Here is a 19,930-nt window from a genome sequence, read left to right as displayed (position 1 = left end):
AATAGCTATTTAATTAGAATAAGAAGTGTCATCAGGAGAAGAGATAAAATTAAATACATCAGAAGCTACGCCATGTAGCTCATGTGGTGGGCCAATGACCTATAAGCCAAGTGCTCAAGCATTAGTATGTGAGTACTGTGGTACTGTAAAGGAAATAGAGCAGGGGGCAGGAGAACTGAATGAGCATGATTTCGTCCGCTTTATGGAAAGCTATGAGAAAGAGAGTTTTAGTACTACGAAGGTTGTAGAATGCAGTAGTTGTCATGCTACTTCTACAGTAGATGAAAACCTGAAGTCGATGGCATGTCCTTATTGTGCTAATCCATTAGTAGAACAAGATATACACGAAGAAAGATATATTAAGCCAGAGTATGTATCTCCTTTTGCTGTGGATAGGAATCAAGTATCAGGTATATTACAGAGGTGGATAAAAGATTTATGGTTTGCACCTAATAAAATACAGAGAGGAATATTCTCAGCAGATAATTTAAGAGGAGTATATGTACCTTTTTGGACCTATGATATGCAAACTCATACTGATTATAGAGGGGAGCGTGGAGATGCCTATTATGTGACAGTAGGTAGTGGCGAGAATAAAAAAAAGGTACGTAGAGTTTCTTGGTCAAGAGTAAGTGGTAGAGTGTCTAATTTCTATGATGATATCTTAGTGACAGGAAGTAAAACACTCAAAATGGATTTGCTTAATTCTATCTCTACAGGTTGGGATCCTAAAGGTGTACAAAAGATAAAACCAGATTACTTAAGTGGTTTTATTACAGAGAAATACCAAGTAGATTTAAAAGAAGGATATGATAAGGCCAGAGATATCGTCTATCAATATGAAAGAGAAAGTGTAAGAAGAAATATAGGGGGAGATGAACAGCGTATACATAATATGAATACAGACTTGTCAGATATTACATTTAAGCATATTCTTTTGCCTTTATACGTTAGTTCTTTTTCTTATGGCAATAAGCAGTATACTTTCTATGTCAATGGAGTAACAGGTAGAATCACAGGTGAACGACCATACAGTACATGGAAGATTGCTTTTGCATGCTTTATTGGTTTACTCATACTTATCTTTCTTGTTTATTTGTTTAAAGATGCATAGGTATGAACGCAAAACAGCGGAACCGATGATGAAGCCTGATAAAGCTAAAGTATTTAGATATAGTTCATATGAATTTGTAAAGAAGAAATAAAATAATAAAGCCTCCTAATGGGAGGCTTTGTTATCTTTTAAAAGTATATTTTATAGTTTGTGTGCCTTTAGGGTAATCTAAACTAAGAGTTATTTCTTCTTTATTTACTTTTTCTACTAAGTGCATTTTATAATGGTAGAAATTTGAAATTTCTATTTTTTTGAATGTACTTTTAGATTGTGAAGGAACCATGACAAGTAAATCTCGTTCAACTACTTTGTAACTTAGTTTGTCTGTAGTTTCATTACAATTTCCTGCTTGGTTTGTAGAAGATATTTTTCGATTAACTTCTTCTTTGTTAAAAGTCCATTTTTCTGTTGAACAATTTTTTTTCTTTGTGTAATCAATACTTAGAATAACTTTTCCTTTATTATCAAGAAATTCTTTTTTTTCGATTGTCCATTCTTTTATAATTTCTTCCTTAAAATTAGCTACTTTATAAGGAACATTATCATCACTAGAACATGCTGTAAAATTATAACTTGTAATAGCTATAATTATAAGTACTACAATTTTTTTCATAATAGTTTCTTTAGTTGGTTAAGAGACTAAAGGTATAGTAAAGCATATTTTTTAAAATATACAATTCAAATTGTTTAACTCAAATTATGTATTAAATCAAAGAGTGTAATGTTTTTTTAAATTTATTATATACTAAAGAAGGGCTGTCTTAAAAAGACAGCCCTTCTTGTTATTTATAAGCTATATGATTATTTAGCGTTGTTTTCTTCAATCCACTTGCGTGCATTAACGAATGCTTCCATCCAAGGAGAAACTTCATCTTTTCTTCCTTCTGGATAGTTAGCCCAGTGCCATTGGAATAATGAACGCTCGATATGAGGCATCATTACTAAATGGCGTCCTGTAGTATCACACATCATCGCTGTGTTAAAGTCAGAACCATTAGGGTTAGCAGGGTAAGCATCATAAGCATACTTCGCTACGATATTGTATTGATCTTCTGTCTCAGGTAAGTTGAATTTACCTTCACCGTGTGAAATCCACACTCCTAAAGTACTTCCAGCTAAAGTAGAAAGCATGATAGAGTTGTTCTCTTGAATTGTTACAGATGTAAAGTTACTCTCGTGTTTTTGAGAGTCATTGTGTTGCATCTTACCATGTACTTTGTGTTCAGGGTTGATTAACTCTAACTCCATAAACAGCTGACATCCATTACAGATACCTACAGATAAAGTGTCTTGACGAGCAAAGAAATTTTTCAATGCTGTATTTGCTTTCTCGTTGTACATAAATGCACCAGCCCAACCTTTGGCAGATCCTAATACGTCAGAGTTAGAGAATCCACCTACAGCTCCGATAAATTGGATATCTTCTAATGTTTCTCTACCAGAGATAAGGTCAGTCATGTGAACGTCTTTTACATCAAAACCAGCTAAGAACATAGCATTAGCAACCTCTCTTTCAGAGTTACTACCTTTCTCACGGATAATAGCTGCTTTAGGTCTTGGTTTAGAAGCGTCAACTACAGGTTTTTTACCATCAAACTGAGCAGGGAAACTGAAGTTTAAAGGTTGTACTTTATAGTTGTTATAACGATCTGTTGCTTTGTTGTTTTTCGTTTGTTTTTGGTCTAATAAGTAAGACGTTTTAGCCCAAGTATCTCTGATGGCAGGTACATTAAATGTAAAGTGATCTGCACCATTAGTGAATGATACTTGCTCATCTGTAGTTACAGTACCTATCTTAGTAGCGATAACGCCTTTAGCAGCTAAAGCTTGTTCTAAAGTAGCATCGTCTTTTGCTTGAACGATAAGCGCGATGTTCTCGTTGAATAATGTTTTTACAGTATCCTTTTCGTTAAGAGCAGTTAAGTCATACTTAGCTCCTAAGTTTACATCTGCAAATGTCATTTCTAAAAGAGAAGTAACTAAACCTCCACTTCCGATATCGTGTCCAGCAGCGATTTGCTCATTAGCTACTAATTCTTGAATAGCATTAAATGCATTCTTAAAGTAAGTAGCATCAGTGATAGTAGGAACTTCTTGACCTATTTTGTTTAATACTTGTGCAAAAGAAGAACCTCCTAATTTGAAGCTATCTTTAGACAAGTTGATATAGTAAATAGAACCAGCATTTTTCTTTAAAGTAGGTTCTACTATTTTCGTAATATCAGTACAGTTAGCCGCTGCAGAGATAATAACCGTACCAGGTGCGATTACTTCATCATTAGGGTACTTCTGCTTCATCGATAAAGAATCTTTTCCTGTAGGGATATTGATTCCTAATTCGATAGCGAAGTCTGAACAAGCTTTTACAGCCTTGTATAGACGAGCATCTTCTCCAGCATTGTTACATGCCCACATCCAGTTAGCAGATAAAGAAACGTTCTTGATACCTTCTTTTAGCGGAGCCCAAACGATATTAGATAAAGCCTCTGCGATAGCGTTTCTACTTCCTGCAGCAGGATCTATGATTGCTACGATAGGAGCGTGTCCTACAGTAGTAGCAATACCTTCTTTACCTTTATAATCAAGTGCCATAGCACCTAAGTTGTTTAATGGCAATTGTAATGGACCTGTACATTGTTGTTTAGCCACACGACCACCAACACAACGGTCTACTTTATTTGTTAACCAATCTTTAGAAGCTACAGCCTCTAATTGTAATAATTGGTTTAAGTATTCTTCTACTTTGTTTACAGAGTAATCTAAATCAGCATATACACGGTTGATAGTTTTATCATCCATGATTGTTTTAGGAGAACTACCAAACATATCTTCGATAGCGAAGTCCATAGGTTTATCACCTTTAGTTTTAGACTCTATCGTAAAGCGGTGATCATTTGTAATCTCACCTACAGTGTACATCGGAGCACGTTCTCTCTCCGCAATCTTTGCTAAAGTATCGATGTCTTTTTGACCAATAACTAATCCCATTCTTTCTTGAGACTCATTACCAATAATTTCCTTAGCAGATAGAGTAGGGTCACCTACTGGTAAAGCATCTAAGTTGATGTTTCCACCTGTTTCTTCTACTAACTCAGAAAGACAGTTTAAGTGTCCACCCGCACCGTGATCGTGAATAGACACGATAGGGTTGTGTTCAGCTTCTACCATCGCACGGATAGCATTAGCAGCACGTTTTTGCATTTCAGGATTAGAACGTTGGATAGCATTTAACTCAATACCTGAACCAAAAGCACCTGTATTAGCAGAAGATACTGCTGCACCTCCCATACCGATTCTATAGTTTTCACCTCCTAAGATTACCACTTGGTCACCTTCAGATGGTTTGTGTTTTAATGCTTGGTCAAGCTTACCATATCCAATACCTCCAGCTTGCATAATCACTTTGTCAAATCCAAGTTTACGAGCGTCTTCTTCATGTTCGAATGTAAGGATAGAACCTGTGATTAACGGTTGTCCGAATTTGTTACCGAAGTCAGAAGCACCATTAGAAGCCTTGATTAAGATATCAATAGGTGTTTGGTACAACCATGCTCTTTCGTCCATCGCTTGTTCCCAAGGGCGGTTCTCTTCTAAGCGAGAGTATGATGTCATATAGATAGCAGTACCTGCTAATGGCAATGAACCTTGTCCACCAGCTAAACGGTCGCGAATCTCTCCTCCTGATCCAGTAGCAGCACCGTTAAAAGGCTCAACTGTAGTAGGGAAGTTATGTGTCTCTGCTTTTAATGAGATCACAGAGTCAAACTCAGTCTCTGCGTAGAAGTCAGGCTTGTCTGCTGATTTAGGAGCAAACTGAGTTACCTTAGGACCTTTTACGAAAGCAACGTTATCTTTATAAGCCGAAACAATATCATTAGGATTTGTCTCAGATGTTTTTCTAATTAATTTGAATAGGGAAGTAGGTTGTTCTTCTCCATCAATGATGAATGTACCATTAAATATCTTGTGACGACAGTGCTCAGAGTTAACTTGAGAGAATCCGAATACTTCAGAGTCAGTTAACTTACGTCCAAGTTTAGTAGATAATTCATTTAGGTAAGTAATTTCTTCTTCATTTAAAGCTAAACCTTCTTGTGCATTGTATTTAGCGATGTCTTCAATGTAGTTAATTGCTTCAGGAGCAATGTTGATAGTAAAGATGTCTTGGTGAAGTGCATCAAACTCTTGTAGTAACATAGGGTCAAATGCGTCACTGTCTTCAGCTTTTACAAACTCTTCAATACGGATAATTCCATTGATCCCCATATTTTGAGTAATCTCTACTGCATTCGTACTCCATGGAGTAACCATCGTAGCGCGTGGACCGACAAATTTAGCATTGATTGTTTTCTCGTTAATGTGCTTGGCATTGCCAAATAACCAATTTAACTTTTGGATATCTTCATTAGATAAGTTGTTCTCCACTTGTACAGTGTAGAACTTTCTCGAAGGGTTTTCGAAGAAATGAATCATTACGTTAAGAATATTTAGTTGTTGTTGTAATGCACAAAAATAGACTAAAAAAACAAGATTTTAAAACTTAATATTTTACTCTTAATTTTTAATTCAATAAACTCATTTTAACAAAGAAAGATTATAGACAACTCTATAATCTTTCTTTGTTATGATTTGATATCATTTCTTAACATCCATAGTTTTACATATCTAAGGAAGGTTGCGTAACTGTTTAAAACAGATAATATTAATCCTGGTACACCATCTCTAAATCCTTGTTGAATAAAATAGTGTTTTAAGAATCTAAACGCTGGTTTAAGAATAAAATGATATAGAGTTAATTTACCTGTTCGTTTATTATAATCCTCTGCTTGTAGAGTTGCATATTGATTAAGTTTTTGAATATGAATGTCAAATCCTCTATATGTATTATGATATAGTTTATTTTTTAAAAAGCCTATAGTGCCATCTACGACTAAGTTCTCATGAACATAGTTTTTATATGAACATTTGTGCTTATTAAATAGACGGATAACTTTGTCTTTCTGATATCCAGAATAATGTATAAGTTGATTAAAGAAGTAGTTCGATCTATATACCCAATAAGCTTCGTGATTATTTATGTTATCGTTATTTATCAGGACTTGTATCTCTTGTTTAAGGTCTTCTGTTAATTGTTCATCTGCATCTAATAATAATATCCAATCATTTTTAGCATGAGGTATAGCATAATTCTTTTGATTCGAGAAGTTGTCAAATTTGCGTTGTATAACTTTTGCCCCTAAGCCTTCAGCAATGCTTACAGTATTATCTTGACTATAAGAATCTATAACTATAATTTCACTTACAATGTCTTTAGCAGATAAAATACACTGTTTAATCTTGTCTTCTTCATTTTTAGTCGGGATTAAAAGAGTCAATTTATTGATCATTGTAATAATTTAAATGATGAATGTATTTAGTAATAGTAACAGAATAAAAGCTGCTTTATTGCTTATGCAAGTTAATTAATTTAGTATATTTCATAAAAGAAAAGAAAGATTGAATTAGAGCAAATGCAAGACCATCTATTCCATTAAAAATTCCTTTTTTAAAGAAATAACATCTAATGAAGGCTACAATACCGTTTAAAATAGGTTTAAACGAAGAAACTTTTTTGCCTTCATCAAAAAGTTGTTGAGCAGCCCAAGTAGAGTATTGATTTTTTTTGTCTATAACTTGTTTATAAGAGCTCCATCCATAGTGTAAAATATGGACGTTGATGCTCTTTTCATTTGTTGCTATAATATGTTGGTGAGCCATATGATCTGAAGGATAGGCTGTTTTTTTATTAAAAAAGCGAATCTTTGAATCAGGATACCACCCAGAGAAGTTAATTAACTTATTTCCTAAAAAGTTTTTGACTCTGAATTTATAAGCATCATAAGTATTATTCTCATAAGATTTTTTCGAAATGAAAGTTAATGCATCTTGATCCAAAAATTCATCAGCATCTAAGTTCATAATCCAATCGTTTTTACAATATTGTAATCCATAAGTTCGCTGGGGACCGTCGCCTAGGTATGCTTGAGAATAAACTTTAGCTCCTTTATTTTTAGCTATTTCCACTGTTTTATCTGTACTATTTGAATCTATAATGATTACTTCTTCACAATATTGAAATAATGAATCCAAACATTTTCCAATGTTTTTTTCTTCGTTAAATGTTATTACAAGTCCACTAATTGCCATGATTTATTTGTTCTCTAAAGATAATTGTTAAATGTAAGGTTATTATAATATTATTTCACAGTCAATTGATTGTTTTTAACTCTAGAATTAAAGGACTGTATATATGCTTTGATGAATTTTTCCATCTCTTCTCTTTTTGCAGCCTCTGTATTCATCAGGTTTTGCTTTAGTAGAGGATCTTTTTTCCAGTTGTATAGACCTAAGGTTTTCTTCCCGTCAAAAGCTAAGTAATAATCTCCTTTTTCATAGTTATAGATATTATCTAAGTAGTTTACTACAAAGTCTTGATCAGATTTATAAGATTTACCATAAGTAATAATCTTAGTATTAATCTGTAGATAGTCCAGTAAACTTGGTAGGATATCGATCTGTTGGAAGTTCTTCTCTACTTTTTCAGTTGTTATACTTGGGTCATTAGGAGCAAAGAACAAGATAGGAATACGGAATTTACCTACATTCGTTTTCCATTCATCTTCTATAGGTTCTGCACAGGTATGGTCTGCAGTAATAATAAAAATAGTATTGTTATACCACTCTTTATTTTTTGCAGTTTCGAAGAACTTTTTAAGAGAATAATCAGCATAGGCGATTGATTCGTGGATGTCTGCTTCTCCTTTAGGGAATTTACCTTTATACTTCTCAGGGATAGTATATGGGTTATGTGACGAAATTGTGAATAGAGTAGTAAAAAAAGGTTTCTTGAATCGGTCTAATTGTTTGATATAGAACTGTAAAAACTCTTCATCAAATACACCCCAAGTTCCGTCAAATGCATCAGGGCCTTCGTATTCATTCTTTCCATAATATTCATCAAAACCTGCTACATTAGCATATTGATCGAAGTTTTGACTACCGTTGAACGCACCATGGAAGAACGCAGTGTGATATCCATTTTCTTTTAATATTTTAGGTAGTGTATATACGTCGTTTAATGCATAGCTAGACGAAATAAATGTTCTATTCATTAAGCTAGGAATACTAGAGATAGACGATGGTACAGCATCGATAGATACTTTACCATTAGCGAATGCATTTTCGAAGAAATGACTATTCTGCGCTAGCGAATCCATAAATGGAGTCAATCCTCTATGCATCGTTTCTCTACCGAAACTTTCAACGATTAACAAGACAACATTCTTTTTATTAATACTGTCATATTTGAACTCTTGTACAGGATTAAATACCTGGTCTAGTTCAGCTTCAGTATAGAAGTTTACCTCTTCTAAGTTTTCGTTTCTTCCCATTGTTTTTAATACAGAGAATGGAGTGTTTAAGACTAGAGCTGTATTTTTTAATCCTCCATATTGAGATGCATCTACTAGACGAATAGGTTTGCGTTGTAATCCCCCACGACCTAATACTAGCATGATTCCTATTACTAATACCATCACGACAGTATCTTTAATATTGAATTTACTGCTTTTGATTTTGTAATCTATCTTTCTGTATATCAACCAGAATATTACGAAGGATAAGAACATATAGACTGGTATCCACCAGTAGTCTACAATGAAATTCTTTAATAATCCTGGTAATTCTTGTTCCATACCAGAGGCAGTGATAAAGGCATAAGAACTACGTCTACTGATAAATCTAAAGTATTCGTAGTCTACAAAGTTTAGACATAGTATGAATATATTCACTAAGTAGAAACTGTAAAATAAGAACTGTTGATATCCTTTGTTATTTTGAAATTTACCAGGGAATAAGTGTAATAAGGCGAATGCCATATTAATAAATCCTAGTGCCGCTAAGTCAAATCGAACACCCCCAAGAAATATATTTAAATCCCAAGGATCTAATAAGTGTGAATTGTAAAAATAGAAACCTACTCTACATACTTGATAAAAGAAGAAGATTAAAAGAAATCTTTTAAAGAATAGGATACAATTTTGAGAAAATAATTTACTCATAATCAATAATAAAAACTTTTTTTAATAAATAAAAACAGAGCACAAAAGTACTCTGTTTTATGATAGTAATGGTATATTTAGTATTTATACAGCTACATTATATTCTCTTAAAGCATCGTTTAGAGATGTTTTAAGATCTGTAGATGGTTTTCTCTGTCCGATGATTAACGCACAAGGTACTTGGAACTCACCAGCAGGGAATTGTTTTGTATACGAACCAGGTATCACTACAGAGCGCTCCGGTACATATCCTTTTATTTCTTTAGGAGTATCTCCTGTTACATCTATAATTTTAGTAGATGCTGTTAGTACTACATTAGCACCTAATACAGCTTCTTTCCCTACGCGAACACCTTCTACTACGATACAACGCGATCCGATGAATGCATTGTCCTCAATAATAACAGGCGCAGCCTGTAGAGGTTCTAGTACTCCTCCGATACCTACACCACCTGATAAGTGAACATGTTTACCTATCTGAGCACAAGATCCAACAGTAGCCCATGTATCTACCATCGTTCCTTCATCTACATAAGCACCTATATTCACATAAGAAGGCATAAGGATAACACCTGATGAGATATAAGCTCCATGACGAGCCACAGCATTAGGTACTACTCTGATTCCCTTTGCAGCATAATTCTTCTTTAGAGGCATTTTATCGTGGTATTCGAAGATACCAGCTTCTAAAGTTTCCATCTTTTGAATAGGGAAGTATAGCACTACTGCCTTCTTTACCCATTCATTGATTTGCCATTCTGTTCCCTTAGGTTCAGCTACACGCAATTTACCACTGTCAATCAGCTCTATAACTTCACGAATAGTATTTTGAGTGTTTTGATCTTGTAATAGTGAGCGGTCGTCCCACGCCTTTTCGATTACTTCTTGTAAGTGCGTCATCTGTATTAGATTGAGGTTTGTTAATATATAATTATTGAATGGCTTTGATTACTGCCATTAAGTCTTGTTCGGCTAATCCTTGTTCACTTGCTTTTGCATACGCTTGTTCAGCAGCTTGTGTCAGTGCAGTATTCCATCCTGCATCTTGTGCTAGGCGAATGTCCTTTAGCATAAATTTTAGTGGAAATGCAGCAGGATAGTTATCTTCTAGTATAGCAGGGGTCTTTATCTTACTCATACCAGAGCCACATGCACTATCATTTACGATAGCAGTCATCATCTCTCTATTTATTCCATTCTGTTCTGCGTATAGTACAGTCTCTGCTAGCCCTTGTACTACTACAGACATATAGTAGTTAATTGCTAATTTAGCTTTGCTACCACTACCTGCCGTTCCTAAGTAATAATGGCTTTTACCCATTACTTCAAAAAGAGGTTCGCAAGTCAAATGATCTTCTAGATCACCACCCACTAAGAATAAGAGTGTACCATCTATCGCAGGTTTTACACTTCCTGATACAGGAGCATCTAGATAGAAAGCCTCTTTCTCTTGTACTTGTTGGTATAGTTTTTCAGCTAATGTAGGCGATATTGTACTACTGTTAACGAATGTTTTTCCCTTTAGATCCGTAGTGAGAATTTGCTCAAAAGTACTTACTACTATTTTATCATCAGGCAGTGTTAGAAAGATAATATCTGTCTTAGCGATAAAGTCTGTAAGATCTTCTATAGGAGTAGCTCCTTCAGCGATAAGTGGAGAAGTCTTAGAGTTATCTCTTCTATAGAAGTTTAGTTTATAACCTGCCTTTAAAAGATTGTGCGCCATAGGGGTTCCCATATTTCCTAATCCTATCCATCCTATTGTTTTCATATCTTTTATTTTTTGTGTTGAGGTTATTTTAATGATAAAGCAAATATAACGATATTTTTTTTTGAGAGTCGTTTCTCATGCTATGGAGTTACAGATTTTATACGAATAAATGTAGTGAGGCAATGAGGTACAAGAAGTATCAAAAAACGAAATTATTCTAAATAACTTTCTATTTTTGCCTATCAGCTAGACTAGAAATGAAGAATATTAAATGGGAAACCTTAGATCGCTTAAAGAATAGTTTCAAAGAATTAGAGACTCAAGAGCACTATATCTATATGCCATTTATTAATCTAGCATATTATCCGGCAGAGCCATATCGGTCTAATTATTATGGAATAGGGCTCTTAGAAGAAGGAGAGATTACCTTCTATATCGATCTTACAGAGTATACTATCAAGGGGCCTGCTATCATTTTTGCAGATACTACATCGATTAAAAGATGGGATAAGACACGTCGTACCTATGAGATGACGACTATCTTATTCTCAGAAGATTTCTTACAAGATAAGTTAGTAGAGAATAATGTACTCGCTTCTTTTTCGGATTTATCTAGTCTAGGAGGTTGTGTCACACAGTTAGATTCTAAGGAGTTTGAGAGTTTTAAAACCATGTTTAAGGTCATAGATCTCTATCATAATTCGGATAACTCTTTTCATACAGAGGTCATCAGAGGAGTAATCTACAGTATGATTAACGAAGTAGCGTATCTGTATGAGAAATATGGTAATGTGACCAAAAGTTTACATAAACTAGCTCTCAAGTTTAGAGAAGCGGTAGGTAAGCACTGTAAAGAACACAGAAGTGTACAGTACTACGCTGACTATCTCCATGTACATCCTAAATATCTAAGTCAAGTAATCTCATCAGAAACGGGACTGACTGCTAGTGAGTGGATCCAAAATCAAGTCGTCTTAGAAGCTAAAATCTTACTACAAGACCAAAACCTCTCTATAGGTATCATCGCAGAGATACTTCACTTTAGCGACCAGAGTACCTTTGGCAAATACTTTAAAAAGTATAGCAGTATTAGTCCTAGTACTTATCGTCACAGTCTATAAGAGGAATTACTTATCAGAGTGCTATCACCTTTTTATCGATAATAGTATTGCTTTTTTATAGTGTATCCCATTTTTGTTATAGGAGATAAGAAGGTGTTGCCAATCAATAAAAGTCTATTCCTTGCCTGTATCTAGTTCTCTATTTTATTAGCCTATTTATTGAATGTTGTGAATGATCATTAAGTGATTTATCATTTAGTACTGTGTTTTTCTCCAAACGAAATGATTGGAAAATAATGGGAGAATAAAAGAAGCATCCCTCGACAAAGACCATCTTAGCTCCATCATTTTCGAGGTATTCTCCATGTATTGTCGAAGGAATTAGGATGAATGCTAGATTATATAAGGGATGGTAGGGGATAGTACTTCATTGAATAAAAAACGAAATAGATAGTAATGTGTTGATTACTATATTGTTGGTTGTTTTTGCTGTTTAAAAAAAGTGAATCTCTTTTTTACTATTTATGGCTAGAATTAGCCTAATAGAGTGCTTTTTAGAAAAAATAGAGCTTAAAAAAGTGTTTTATTGCTATAAATAGGTAGTAATAAGTAGATGATTTTAAAAAAGTGTTTCCCATTTTTTAAGAACTATAAATAGAAGGGATAAGTGGCTGAAACTTACTTATTGGCTAAAATTAACTTATTTAGAACGATTATAGTTAAATGTTTGAAATCCGACATTTTGAACATCTATACCGTGTTATAGTGCTTGTGTGCTAGTGCTCATTGATGGAATTTTGCCTCATGTTAATAGTAGCCTAATGGCTGTGTATTATATTCTTTTATAAGCTAGGGCATAGTGCGGTAGGGAAGAGAAATAATGTGTTTTGTACTTAAGGGAGATACTTCTTGATTTCTATAATCTTACCTTTTGACTAAAAAATCTACTTTTTACCCCTTTACCTCATTTTGTTTAGATAATACATTTGCTACATGTTTAAATAGAAATAGTGCTACTACTTAACGCAATAGTTCAATCAATAATAAATAGTTAAAGATGAAAAAAACATCTACTTTTTTAGGTCTTACTACAATCGCCTTATTATGGGCATGTCAAGATAAAAAGCAAGAAGGAGAATGGGGAGGAGACAGTCAAGTCGAGCAGTATCCTGTACTTTCAATAAAAGCGGAGCAAGCTAATTTATTTACAGATTATCCAGTGGTGTTACAAGGGATAAAAGATGTAGAATTGCGTCCAAAAATTGATGGTTTCGTTGAGGCAATCTATGTGGATGAAGGGCAAACAGTCAAAAAAGGGCAACCCTTATTCAAAATCTACGCTCCACAATATCACGAAGAGAGTGTGGCAGCGGTGGCTTCGATAAAAAATGCAGAGGCAGAGTTAAACAACGCTCGTATGCATGTAGCTAAAGCTAAACCACTAGTGAGTGAAGGTATTATCAGTAACTATGAGTTAGAGTCTGCAGAGTATGCATTAAGAAGTAAAGAAGCACAACTAGCACAAGCTAAAGCTAACTTAAATAGTGCACAGGCTAATGTGGGATATACTCAGGTGGTAGCTCCCTTTGATGGAGTTATAGGATTAATCCCTTATAAAGTGGGAGCACTGGTAAGTAGCGCTTCACCAGAGCCTCTAACTACAGTATCTGAGATAGGAAGTATCAATGCTTATTTCTCTATGAATGAAAAAGAGTTTATCGACTTTATGCAAAAAGGAGGAGAACAAACTCTAGAACAGAGACTCGCGAGTATGCCTGAAGTATCTCTTTTATTAGCGAATGGAAGTGAATACAATCAGAAAGGGAAAATAAATACAGTGAGTGGACAAGTAGACCCTCGTACTGGAAGTGTGAACTTCAGAGCTGTGTTTACTAATCCACAGGGAATATTGAGAAGTGGAAATAGTGCTACCATTCGTGTACACGAGAGTGTAAGCGAAGCTATTCTAGTTCCTCAGAAGGCGACTTTTGAAGTGCAAGGGAAGCGTTTTATTTATGTGGCTAATGCAGAGGGTGTAGTGACTAGCACAGAAATTTCGGTTATGGAGAAGGTGCCTTCGAGTCAATACTTCGTAGTGACAAGTGGGTTAAAACCTGGAGACAAAATCGTAAGTGCAGATATAGGAGGACTACGTGAAGGAATGAAGATTAAAATGTAATAGAGAATAGCATTATGTTGAAAAGATTTATAGAAAACCCAGTGTTATCTACCGTGATATCTATCATTATAGTAATACTAGGGTTGTTAGGACTATTCTCATTACCTATCACACAGTATCCTGAGATAGCACCGCCTACAGTACAGGTGACTGCTAACTACCAAGGGGCAAATGCTGAGGCGGTAATGAAGAGTGTAATTATTCCATTAGAAGAACAGATTAATGGAGTAGAGAATATGGCGTATATGAACTCAAAGGCGAGTAATGATGGTTCGGCTGTTATTACCATTACTTTTACACAAGGAGCAGATGCTGACATGGCAGCTGTGAACGTGCAGAACCGTGTGAGCCAAGCCATGAGTCAATTGCCAGAAGAGGTAATAAAACAAGGGGTGACTACAACCAAGAGATTGAGTAGTGAGATATTCAGTTTCTTAATGTATAGCTCTGATAGTAGATATGATCAGGCATTCTTAGAGAACTATGCTCGTATCAATATTCTGCCTAAGATCAAGCGTATCAATGGAGTAGGGGATGCCTCTATCTATGGAGGGCGTGAGTACAGTATGCGTATCTGGTTAAAGCCAAATGCAATGGCTTCTTACGGACTTACACCAAGTGATATCGTACAAGCGTTACAAGAGCAAAACGTAGAGGCAGCACCAGGTAAGGTAGGAGAGAATAGCAGACAGAGTTTTCAGTATGCTTTAAAATACACAGGTCGATTAGAAACGCCAGAAGAGTTCGGAGATATTATTATCCGTTCTAATGGTACAGGTAAGATATTGCGTCTAAGTGATGTGGCAGAGATAGACTTAGGAGCCTACTCGTATGCGATGACCATGACTGCTTATAAACAGCACGGTACTTATATCGCGGTAAATCAGGTGGCAGGGTCTAATGCCCATGAGATTATTAAGCAATGTGAAGAATTATTAAAAGAAGCAGAAAAAGACTTGCCTGCGGGGGCGAAATTCGAAGTATATGCGAATTCTAATGATTTCTTATTAGCCTCTATTGATAAATTGATAGCGACTTTAATAGAAGCATTTGTATTAGTGTTCATAGTAGTATTAGTGTTCTTACAGGATTGGCGTTCTACTTTGATACCAGCTATAGCGGTACCAGTAGCTATCGTAGGTACGTTCTTTTTCTTGAATTTATTTGGCTTCTCTATTAACTTGTTGACTCTTTTTGCTCTAGTACTGTCCATCGGTATTGTGGTGGATGATGCCATCATCGTAGTAGAGGCAGTACACGCCAAGCTATATGAAGGAGCAGAGACAGCGAAGAAGGCTACAGTGAGCGCGATGAATGAGTTGACTACAGCTATTATTTCGATTACGTTAGTGATGTCAGCTGTATTCGTACCTGTTACATTTATCGAAGGATCTGTAGGAGTATTTTATAAAGAGTTTGGTATCACATTAGCTGTCGCTATTTTGATTTCGGCTATTAATGCCTTGACCTTGAGTCCTGCGTTATGTGCTATTATGTTGAAACCTGAGACAGGTATACACGAGGAGAAAAGAGGTTTTGTCAATAGATTTAAATCAGCTTTTAATAGTTCATTTGACAGAATGACTAATCGCTATGTAGGTGTATTAGGCTTCTTGAATAAGAATAAATGGTTGTCGTTAGGAAGTATCGTTGTATTTGGTGCCTTGTTTGTATTCTTAACGAAAACGACACCAACGGGATTTGTCCCTAACGAGGATAGTGCTTCTATCTATGGTAATATTATCTTAGCTCCTTCTACTTCTCTTGAAGAGACTGAGCGTATCTCTAACGAGATCGATAGTATCGCGATGAGCATACCTGAGGTGAAGTTCACTTCACGACTAGCAGGTATGGACTTCTTCAGTGGGAATGGTAGCTCGTATGCTGTAGAGTTCATTAAGTTAAAACACTGGAAAGATCGCCCAAATCCAGAGCAAAATATTCACAGTGTAGTAGGACAGTTATTTGCTAAGACAGCGCATATTAAGGATGCTAATGTGGTATTCTTTGCAGCACCTACACTACAAGGATTTGGTAACAGTTCAGGATTCGAAGTACAGTTACAAGATAAGACTGGTGGAGATTATAAGAAGTTTGAAGAAATAATAGGAGGATTCTTAGGAGCGTTAAATCAACGTCCTGAGATTATGTATGCCACTTCGTCTTTTAATACGAACTTCCCACAGTATGAAGTGTCTGTCAATGTAGCAAAAGCAAAAGAGGCAGGGGTAGGGGTAACAGAGATTCTGACTACACTACAAGGGTATTTAGGAGGTATTTATGCAACGAACTTTAACCGCTTCGGTAAGCAGTATAAGGTGATGATACAAGCAGATCCTAATTTCCGTGAGAATAAAGAGGCTATCGATAAACTATATGTGAAGAATGAGCAAGGAGTAATGTCTCCTATCACAGCCTTCATTGATCTGAAGAAAGTGTACAGTCCAGAGTTCTTGACGCGCTTTAATTTGTTTAACTCAGCTTTCGTGAATGGTAGCCCTAATCCAGGTTTTAGTTCTGGAGATGCTATACGTGCGATAGAAGAAGTAGCAGCACAGACTTTACCACAAGGGTATGGTTTTGAGTATTCAGGATTGTCTAGAGAAGAGAGCGGTAGTGGTAATCAGACTGTTATTATTTTTGTGCTGTCTATCTTATTCGTTTACTTCTTATTAAGTGCTCAGTTTAAGAGTTATATACTTCCATTGGCAGTGTTGTTCTCTTTACCGATAGGATTAGCAGGAGCTTTTATCTTCGCTAAGCTATTCGGAATAGAAAATAATATATTCTTACAGATTAGTTTGATTATGTTGATTGGTTTATTAGCGAAGAATGCTATTCTGATTGTAGAGTTTGCGCTACAGAGACGACAGTCAGGTCAGACTATTGCAGCGGCTGCTATAGAAGGAGCGCGTATTCGTCTAAGACCTATTCTGATGACTTCGTTTGCTTTCATATTTGGATTATTACCACTGATGATGGCGACAGGAGCAGGAGCATTGAGTAATAAGTCAATTGGTACAGCAGCAGTAGGAGGAATGTTGATTGGTACACTGATCGGGGTATTAGTTATTCCTTCATTATTTGTTGTCTTCCAGGCGTTACAAGAGAAAATAAGTGGAGCTCCTGTATTAGAAGAACAAGAGTAAGTGTAATTATAAAGTGAGAAACGTATAAGTGTATCTAAGGATGCGCTTATACGTTACACAACGACTTAAGTCAATGTGATAAATCAGAAGAATCATGAAATGGACATATAAAATATATATAGGTGCTCTGGCTATAGGGATGTTGGCCTCATGCCAATCCACACAGAGTTATCAGCACTTAGATATTGCTGTAAAAGAGCTCTATCGAGATACCCAAGAAGGGGACACATTAAGTATAGGTATGATGCCTTGGCAAACTTTGTTTAAAGATGCAAAGCTACAAGAGCTAATAACAGAAGGAATAGAAAATAACTTAGACCTAAAGATAGGGATAGAAAGGCTACATGCTTCAGAGTCGTTATTAAAACAATCTAAAGCTGCGTTCTTACCTGATTTAAGTATAGGAGGAGGAGTGAAAAGATCAAGATTATCTTATCCTCAGGGGTTTGGTTTTGTAAAAAATGCTACGCAGTATGATGTATTCGCTAATACTTCTTGGGAAATAGATGTATGGGGGAAATTAGCGAGTAGCAAGCGTGCCGCTTATTACAGAATGTTACAGTCTGATGCAGGACAAAAGGCAGTACAGACTCAGATAGTCGCTCAGATAGCAGATTATTATTACCAATTATTGGCGTTAGATCAACAACAAACTATTATCGAAAAGACGATAGTGAATAGAAAAGTAGACGTTGAAACAATGCAAAAGTTGAAGGAGTCCAATGTAGTAACAGGTGCGGCTGTGGTACAGAGTGAAGCTAACTACTATGACGCTGAGGCTACACTACCTGGTGTGAAACGCCAAATCAGAGAAGTAGAAAATGCATTGAATGTTCTATTAGGGAAACCTGTAGGTACAATAGATAGAGCTAACTTAGCTGTACAAGAACTACCAATAGAACCAAGTATAGGGATACCTGCACATCTATTAAAGAATAGGCCTGATGTGATGGCAGCAGAGTATGAGTTGGCAGCCTATTTTGAAGATGTGAATGCGGCTAAGAGAGCATTCTACCCTTCATTAAATATCACAGGAGGAGCGGGATTCTCTAGTTATGAGTTTAAAGATTGGTTTACTTCTACAGGATTGTTTGCTAATATAGCAGGGGGCTTATTACAGCCTATCTTTAATGAAAGACAAAACAAAACGAGGTTAGAGATAGCGAAAGCGAGTTATCAAGAGAAAGCGTACAACTTTCAAAAAACTATGTTAGTAGCAGGGCAAGAGGTCTCTGATGCACTATATGCTTATGAAATGGCAGGTGAGCAATTGACTATGAGACAACAACAAGTGGATAAGTTAGCCTTAGCTGTTGATTATACAAAGAAGTTATTAGTGTATCATTCATCAACGAATTATACAGATGTATTGACTTCAGAACAAGCACATCTTTATGCACAATTAGCACATAGTAATGATCAACTATTAGAATGGCAAGCCATTATTAAGCTTTATAAAGCATTAGGAGGAGGTTGGAGAGAATAATTTTTTCCATTTATATATAAAGTAATGAAAGTGATACTATAGTGAGAACAATCTTTATAGTAGATTATTAATTACTTGACTCAATCTGTTCGTCGGCATTTTACTTTTAGATAGTTAATCATCGTGCTAATTTGGAAACTATTTATAAAACTGGATTATGTCAATAGATTGAGTCTTTCTAGACAAATAATCTTTGTCGATTTTTTACTACTTTTTAATTGAGAGAGCCACATCGTGAGATGTGGCTTTTTTGTTTTAATTGATTTCTTTTAATATTTAAAAAGAAATGTTGTGAGTGTTCTTAATTTCTCTCATCACAAAAGAACTATGTGTACTTCCTATACTATCTACCATGGCTAATTTATTAAATACAAAGTCTTGGTAATGCTTCATATCATTTGCATATACTTTTAGGATAAAGTCAAAATCTCCTGATATATTATAACATTCAACAACTTCATCTATAAGCATAATATCTTCAACAAATTTGTTATTAATAAGGCGTTCATGTTGTTTGAGTTTAATATTGCAGAATACAATAAAACCTTTATTTAGCTTTTCAGCATCTATTAAAGCGATATATTTCTTTATAAAACCTTCTTTTTCTAGTCGTTTTATTCTTTCAAATACTGGGGTAGCAGATAGGTTTACTTGTAGAGCAATCTCTTTTGTAGTCAGATTAGAGTTGTTACATAGTATTCGAAGTAGTTTTAAATCGGTCTCATCTAAGTTATGCATTAGAATAATATTTTGTTTTAGTGGTACCAAATGTAGTGATAATAGAATTAAAATCTGTTTAAATTATTAGAGTGGTTATTTGTTCTTAATTGTTAGGTGTGTAATGTGTTTATGTTCTGTAATTGTATCTTTGTTTAGAATTAATGAATTGTTCTTAAAATACTTCATCAAGCGAAAATAGGTTTTACTTAACTGTAGATTAAAAGGGAATCGTGTGAGAATCACGAGCTGTCGCGCAACTGTAAGTAACATTGAATATACTAGTCATATTATGCTCACTGATATAAAATCGGGAAGGGCGATTAGTGTAGTTATAAGTCAGGAGACCTGCCATTTTTGAATTGACAATGCTTTCGCGGTAAAGAGCTATAAGTCAGGTTTGATGCTATGTTA

The 19,930-nt window shown here is 35.3% G+C and carries 13 protein-coding genes and 1 riboswitch; of the genes, 5 read left to right on the top strand and 8 right to left on the bottom strand.

The features are described 5' to 3' along the window. The first annotated feature begins 25 nt into the window (after positions 1-25). A complete protein-coding gene (locus AABL87_RS12610) occupies positions 26-1,114 on the top strand; it encodes a hypothetical protein (protein WP_341277436.1) in 1,089 nt (362 codons plus the stop codon). Between the two features lie 121 nt (positions 1,115-1,235). Here the strand turns inward: AABL87_RS12610 and AABL87_RS12605 are convergent, their stop codons facing one another. The 7 genes from AABL87_RS12605 to AABL87_RS12575 all read right to left on the bottom strand — a co-directional run bounded on the left by AABL87_RS12605 (position 1,236) and on the right by AABL87_RS12575 (position 10,984). Continuing rightward, positions 1,236-1,727: a hypothetical protein gene (locus tag AABL87_RS12605; RefSeq protein ID WP_006265884.1), complete on the bottom strand. Its 492-nt coding sequence runs from the start codon at positions 1,725-1,727 to the stop codon at positions 1,236-1,238. 188 nt (positions 1,728-1,915) lie between these two features. Continuing rightward, complete coding sequence (gene purL, locus AABL87_RS12600) at positions 1,916-5,587, bottom strand: phosphoribosylformylglycinamidine synthase (RefSeq protein ID WP_341277435.1); 3,672 nt, start codon at positions 5,585-5,587, stop codon at positions 1,916-1,918. A gap of 149 nt (positions 5,588-5,736) precedes the next feature. Beyond that, entirely contained in the window at positions 5,737-6,501 is a 765-nt protein-coding gene (locus AABL87_RS12595) for a glycosyltransferase family 2 protein (RefSeq protein WP_006258650.1), read from the bottom strand. A 55-nt stretch (positions 6,502-6,556) separates the two neighbouring features. Continuing rightward, positions 6,557-7,300 (bottom strand): glycosyltransferase family 2 protein, encoded by a 744-nt coding sequence (locus AABL87_RS12590; protein WP_006258649.1) that lies wholly within the window; start codon positions 7,298-7,300, stop codon positions 6,557-6,559. Positions 7,301-7,350: 50 nt separating this feature from the next. Continuing rightward, the gene (locus tag AABL87_RS12585; protein WP_006261783.1) at positions 7,351-9,219 is read right to left on the bottom strand and encodes an LTA synthase family protein; all 1,869 of its coding nucleotides are present in this window, start codon (positions 9,217-9,219) and stop codon (positions 7,351-7,353) included. Between the two features lie 78 nt (positions 9,220-9,297). Beyond that, the gene (locus AABL87_RS12580) at positions 9,298-10,113 is read right to left on the bottom strand and encodes a 2,3,4,5-tetrahydropyridine-2,6-dicarboxylate N-succinyltransferase (protein ID WP_006264316.1); all 816 of its coding nucleotides are present in this window, start codon (positions 10,111-10,113) and stop codon (positions 9,298-9,300) included. A 31-nt stretch (positions 10,114-10,144) separates the two neighbouring features. Next, positions 10,145-10,984, bottom strand: coding sequence for an NAD(P)-dependent oxidoreductase (locus AABL87_RS12575; RefSeq protein WP_039328305.1), 840 nt, complete (start codon positions 10,982-10,984; stop codon positions 10,145-10,147). A gap of 197 nt (positions 10,985-11,181) precedes the next feature. Here AABL87_RS12575 and AABL87_RS12570 point away from each other — a divergent pair, with 197 nt between their 5' ends. The 4 genes from AABL87_RS12570 (at position 11,182) to AABL87_RS12555 (ending at position 18,799) form a co-directional block, all read left to right on the top strand. After that, on the top strand, positions 11,182-12,045 hold the full coding sequence (locus AABL87_RS12570; protein WP_058698983.1) for a helix-turn-helix domain-containing protein: 864 nt from the start codon (positions 11,182-11,184) through the stop codon (positions 12,043-12,045). Positions 12,046-13,042: 997 nt separating this feature from the next. Beyond that, positions 13,043-14,164, top strand: a complete 1,122-nt coding sequence (locus AABL87_RS12565) for an efflux RND transporter periplasmic adaptor subunit (RefSeq protein ID WP_006258644.1) — start codon at positions 13,043-13,045, stop codon at positions 14,162-14,164. Positions 14,165-14,178: 14 nt separating this feature from the next. Further along, positions 14,179-17,313 (top strand): efflux RND transporter permease subunit, encoded by a 3,135-nt coding sequence (locus AABL87_RS12560; protein WP_286432855.1) that lies wholly within the window; start codon positions 14,179-14,181, stop codon positions 17,311-17,313. 94 nt (positions 17,314-17,407) lie between these two features. After that, the gene (locus AABL87_RS12555; RefSeq protein ID WP_341277434.1) at positions 17,408-18,799 is read left to right on the top strand and encodes a TolC family protein; all 1,392 of its coding nucleotides are present in this window, start codon (positions 17,408-17,410) and stop codon (positions 18,797-18,799) included. Between the two features lie 276 nt (positions 18,800-19,075). Here AABL87_RS12555 and AABL87_RS12550 read toward each other — a convergent pair whose 3' ends face one another. Further along, the gene (locus AABL87_RS12550; protein WP_341277433.1) at positions 19,076-19,537 is read right to left on the bottom strand and encodes an Lrp/AsnC family transcriptional regulator; all 462 of its coding nucleotides are present in this window, start codon (positions 19,535-19,537) and stop codon (positions 19,076-19,078) included. Positions 19,538-19,698: 161 nt separating this feature from the next. Continuing rightward, a riboswitch (cobalamin riboswitch) is annotated at positions 19,699-19,886 on the top strand. Positions 19,887-19,930 lie beyond the last annotated feature (44 nt).

This window comes from Myroides sp. C4067, from assembly GCF_038039665.1.
GTDB lineage: Bacteria > Bacteroidota > Bacteroidia > Flavobacteriales > Flavobacteriaceae > Flavobacterium > Flavobacterium odoratimimum.
Note: the sequence above shows the minus strand (reverse complement) of the source record. Positions and strands in the feature narration are given on the sequence as shown.

Coding starts and splice junctions, on each gene's coding strand:
- AABL87_RS12595 (WP_006258650.1), bottom strand. CDS start 6,501: ATGATCAATAAATTGACTCTTTTAATCCCGACTAAAAATGAAGAAGAC.
- AABL87_RS12565 (WP_006258644.1), top strand. CDS start 13,043: ATGAAAAAAACATCTACTTTTTTAGGTCTTACTACAATCGCCTTATTA.
- AABL87_RS12555 (WP_341277434.1), top strand. CDS start 17,408: ATGAAATGGACATATAAAATATATATAGGTGCTCTGGCTATAGGGATG.
- AABL87_RS12560 (WP_286432855.1), top strand. CDS start 14,179: ATGTTGAAAAGATTTATAGAAAACCCAGTGTTATCTACCGTGATATCT.
- AABL87_RS12575 (WP_039328305.1), bottom strand. CDS start 10,984: ATGAAAACAATAGGATGGATAGGATTAGGAAATATGGGAACCCCTATG.
- AABL87_RS12605 (WP_006265884.1), bottom strand. CDS start 1,727: ATGAAAAAAATTGTAGTACTTATAATTATAGCTATTACAAGTTATAAT.
- AABL87_RS12580 (WP_006264316.1), bottom strand. CDS start 10,113: ATGACGCACTTACAAGAAGTAATCGAAAAGGCGTGGGACGACCGCTCA.
- purL (WP_341277435.1), bottom strand. CDS start 5,587: ATGATTCATTTCTTCGAAAACCCTTCGAGAAAGTTCTACACTGTACAA.
- AABL87_RS12570 (WP_058698983.1), top strand. CDS start 11,182: ATGAAGAATATTAAATGGGAAACCTTAGATCGCTTAAAGAATAGTTTC.
- AABL87_RS12590 (WP_006258649.1), bottom strand. CDS start 7,300: ATGGCAATTAGTGGACTTGTAATAACATTTAACGAAGAAAAAAACATT.
- AABL87_RS12550 (WP_341277433.1), bottom strand. CDS start 19,537: ATGCATAACTTAGATGAGACCGATTTAAAACTACTTCGAATACTATGT.